The organism is Rahnella sp. CG8 (assembly GCF_023701875.1).
GTDB classification, from domain to species: Bacteria; Pseudomonadota; Gammaproteobacteria; order Enterobacterales; family Enterobacteriaceae; genus Rahnella; species Rahnella aceris.
Map to the genome: position 1 here is coordinate 1 of NZ_JABAED010000062.1, position 4188 is coordinate 4188.

The window sequence follows — 4188 nt, forward strand, 5'->3', positions numbered from 1 at the left end:
GGAACGCAAGGGCGCCGCAGGCGTGCATTTCACCCTTGCGTTAACCTGGGCGGCGGTGCTACACCCAGCCCTCCGCGTAAGAGCTGGCCGCGAGAGGGATAACCGCACCCGGCAGAATGCACACACCCGACGGCGGGGAACGCGCCGGCGACCTTAGCGGCCAGCGTCGCTGGCCAGTGTCAGTGCGGCGGCGCAGCCGCCTGCGGGGGTTGACGTGGCCGTTGCCATCAGACCCTAGCCGTCAGGCCGTAACCCCTGCGGGGTTACGCGGAGCTTACCGGCTTAGCCGGTTAGCGCAGTCGGGCTCGACGACCGGCCGCAGGTCGGGAGCCGAAGGGGGCCATGTTCCGGCCGTGGTGGTTTGTTGTGAAAAAGAAAGACCGGACATCGATGGACAGGGAGAAGAATCAAAGAAATAAGCAAATGAAGAAGAACAGGGGAAGCCAGGAGAGGAAACGTACGAAAGGAATGAAAGGAATGAAAGAGAGAAGCCGGTGAAACAGACCGGAGGCAAAGCAAAGCCGCCGCGGCGCAGCCGCAGCAGCTTGCGGGTTTATCTTTCTTTTCTCTCCAGGTCAGACAGACGATTCGGCAGCATCAGGCGATCAAGGTAGACCTCAAACTCACTCTGTTCGTCAGCGTGCCGGTTTACTTCCAGCATCACCACCCACAGCGGTTCATACCGCAGAAAGTACCGGTCAAAATGCCCGAGACTGGGAAAGCGTGAAAACCACGCGTAAACCAGTTCGCCTAAATCGTGGAGTAGCAAGTCTCTGCGCGACCAGTTGTCGTACCACGGCCTGACCGTGCTCGGGGTACAAAATGCCAGCTCGATCTCAGCCTGCCCCAACAGCGTTTCATAGCGTATCCGCTTCTGTTCCCCTGCTTTTGCTTCAACATTTTGCCTGCGGTTAGCCTTCAGAAGGGCACGCTGTTCCCCCCGCTGCCGCTCTCTGCGTTCAACTTCAGGGAACAGGCTGTGCCCTACTCCGCCCGACAACGGAGAGGGGCACGATGCGCCCCGTGTCGAAATAAGCATATCGAGGGCGGCGATATATCGCTCCTTACCCGGACGCCCCCGCTGGCTGGGGTCAAAAGTACCGTCGAGCATCCGGATGTCATCTACGCCAATAGCCGGTTTGCCCATAAACCGGAAAAAGGCATGGGCATAGGGGTATCTCCCCATCCGGTGGGCCGTCTCACTGCGGCTTTCAACATAACCAATGGCCTGCATGGCTGCCCGCCGCTGAGGCTGTAACGGGACTAACGCATGTGAGCGGGGGATCATACGGCCACCCCGTAAACCGCAAGGCGGCGGCCAGTCTGCACGCGCCGGTATATCCCGCATGCACATACTCATCGATACGCTCAATTTCGCGCCCGATAGCCGCTATTGCAGCGTTATCGATAACCTCAGACACAAATAACCACGCGACCGATAAATCGTTGTCAAACAACAGCCCCATCGACCAGAAGGGGGCATCTGCGCCGCCATGCCCGAAGATAAGCCGGATATCAGGCGCCGCCGTCAGCACGCAGCAGCTCGACAGAAACCCCTCTTCGCAGGGCGCAGGCACATCAACAGACCATGCAGCGGGCAGATCAACGTTTTGCAGAACAGAGTCCGTAAACATCTGACGGACGTTGCCACGCAGTTCGGGAGACATGTCTGCCCCTGCTGGCTGGCAGCCCAGAAGGTTGGCAAGAAAATGAGGTTGACGGTTTTTCATGGTGTTATATGCCGCTCCTTCACGGAGCGGCGTCTCCTTATCAGGCGGCAATGGCTGCGGCGGTGTGAGTGTCAGTATCCGTACCAGCGTCCGGCTGCTCACAGACAGCCATCAAGCATTCAGGCACCCAACTGGTCAGTGTGATTTTGTCTTCAGCCAGTTCTGCTGCCTCGGCTTTTTTCATTTTGAGGGCGTCCCGTGCCGCGCCGTCCAGACCGGCCTGCGACAGGCTGTCAGAAATCTGCTCTTTACTGATACGCCCGAAGAAATTGGCCTTCGTCGGCAGCCACCAGTCACGCAGCGTGAAGCCCAGCATCGCCTCCACCGGCTCGAGTTCTTTTCCTGCCTTGCTGTCTTTGTGGCTCAGGCGTTCTGATGCCCCGTTGAGCGTTTTGGCAAGGCAGTAGCCCATGACAGAAATCAGCTGCTGCGTATCCCACTTCAGTAACCAGTCCCAGCTTTCGTGCCAGTTGTCCGGCAGCTGTGCCTGCCACGCTTCGTGCATGGCGTTAAGATGCTGCATCGCCAGTCCGTCGTTTGCGGTCGGGGCATTGTCGAGCAGGTTGCCGGTGTGAGCATGCAGCGAAACTTTGAGGGTGGATGCCGTATATGAATGGGTGGTAAAGGTGGATTTCAGGCAATCGTGCACAAAAATCACCAGTGCCATTTGAGGTTGTGCCGCCAGTGCCGCCTGTACGGCTAAGGTGCGCTCGCTGGACAGGCTTTTGACCAGTGCGGCGCTCAGCGGTTTGGCCTGTGGTTGCGCAGATTCTTCTTCGCTGCCTTCAGTGCGGATACTGCTGAGGTGCTGATTAACACCGGTTTTATCATCTGCGGCAATTTCCGGCAGGTCGCTGCGCAGCATCACACCGCGACGGACAGAAATCGCCCCGTGCAACAGTGACACCACCACACCGCCGTGGGCACGAACATCGGCATCCCATGCCCGGATGTTTGCGGCGGCTTCGATGGCGTCCATTTCGGCCTGACAGCCATCTGCGGCCAGTTCCAGTGCGTCATGGTCTGCGTCTTCGTCATCATCCTGCTCAGACAGCGTTTCCAGCTGCTTACCGAGGGCATCAAACCGCGCACGTTCCTCGGGAGTCAGTTCACCGGCAGGCTGTTTGAGTAACAGATAACGCTCTGCATCTTCACCGTAGGTGCTCACCCCCTCGGTGCGCCCCTCCGACCATAACCAGCCTTCGGCCTGCGCAATGCCGGCGGCAATATCTGTCAATTTCTGACGGGCGACGGTGTGGAGCAGCACGGTATCGCCGATAAAGCCTTCATCAGAGAACAAATCGTAGCGGAACCCGCCGCCTGCCTGTTCGTAAGCTTCACGCCCGACAAAGTCGAGCAGGCGGTTGCCTGCAGCGGGCACTTCGCCCTTCAGCACCGCTTCCCGCAGTTCCTTCGGGTTGCGGTAATAGCCGAAGGCATTTTCCCAGACGTTCAGCTGGCGTTCCTGATCTTCGCTGGCCGACAGGGCCTGCAACTGGTCAACGTTGAGCTTGTCTTCGGCCAGCGCCGCAAGCAACGCCGGAGCCATGCCTGCCAGCCGCAGGAATTTCTGAACGTGTTTAGTGCTGTAGCCGAGCACACCCGCGATTTGTGCCGCCGTTTTCCCTTCGCGGCTCATTTCACCAAACACCGCAATCTGGTCGGCAGGGTGCATCTCTTCATGCTGAAAGTTCTCCGTTGCGGAGACGATTTTTGCCATCTCTTCGCTGACGGTCTTCACCGGCACCGCGTAATCTGCGGTGATCATCCCGTTATTCAGCAGGATGTTCAGGGCACGAAAACGGCGGCCACCGGCGGCGGTGCCCAGCAGACCATCCGGCAACAGATGTACGATCAGGTTCTGCAACACGCCCACGGCGCGAATGCTGTCTGCCAGTTCCTGCAATTTCACCGGATCGGGGGACACTTTACGCACATTCAGCGGTGACAGTGCCAGCTGACTCAGGGGCACCATCTCGACCGGCGTATTTGCCAGTGCCTGCTCCACGGCGGCGCTTTGCGCGGAGTTTTTAGGATTTTTTGCCGCTTTACGGGTTGTAGATACTGCTTTAGACTCGGTTACTGACATAGTGAAATACCTCAAGTGTTGATTTATGTCTGCCGGACGACCCAATCGTCCGGCACCTCACTTCACTGCCTTACTGCTTTCTCACGCCGTTGCTGACGATGAATTTGTTAAACTCTGCCCCCGCATCAGGCTGGAAATTCCACGCCCGCCAGACCATCTGCCCGAACACGCGCAGGACAAGGCGGAAATGCGTCCCCTGATCGTCCTCAATAGCGATATTGCTGTATGCCGCTGCTACGGCCTCCGCCTGCTGACGGGTGAATTCACCGGCAGGCAACAGGACGCGTTGTTCTTTCGCCCCCCATCTTTCGGAAGATTCAGGAGCGGCGGTCTTGACGTTTTGTGTGTGCATTCTTCAGGTCTCCTTCG

At 58.4% G+C, this 4188-nt stretch carries 4 protein-coding genes; all 4 read right to left on the reverse strand.

Annotated elements, in window-relative coordinates:
• Positions 1–553 precede the first annotated feature (553 nt).
• Positions 554–1288, reverse strand: coding sequence for a plasmid SOS inhibition protein A (locus HGO41_RS25610; RefSeq protein ID WP_250981635.1), 735 nt, complete (start codon positions 1286–1288; stop codon positions 554–556).
• Positions 1212–1730: a conjugation system SOS inhibitor PsiB family protein gene (locus HGO41_RS25615; RefSeq protein WP_250981636.1), complete on the reverse strand. Its 519-nt coding sequence runs from the start codon at positions 1728–1730 to the stop codon at positions 1212–1214. The genes HGO41_RS25610 and HGO41_RS25615 overlap by 77 nt, the downstream gene beginning before the upstream one ends.
• Before the next feature lie 40 nt (positions 1731–1770).
• Positions 1771–3819, reverse strand: coding sequence for a ParB/RepB/Spo0J family partition protein (locus tag HGO41_RS25620; RefSeq protein WP_250981637.1), 2049 nt, complete (start codon positions 3817–3819; stop codon positions 1771–1773).
• A 70-nt stretch (positions 3820–3889) separates the two neighbouring features.
• The gene (locus HGO41_RS25625) at positions 3890–4171 is read right to left on the reverse strand and encodes a DUF905 family protein (RefSeq protein ID WP_250981638.1); all 282 of its coding nucleotides are present in this window, start codon (positions 4169–4171) and stop codon (positions 3890–3892) included.
• Positions 4172–4188: the final 17 nt, after the last annotated feature.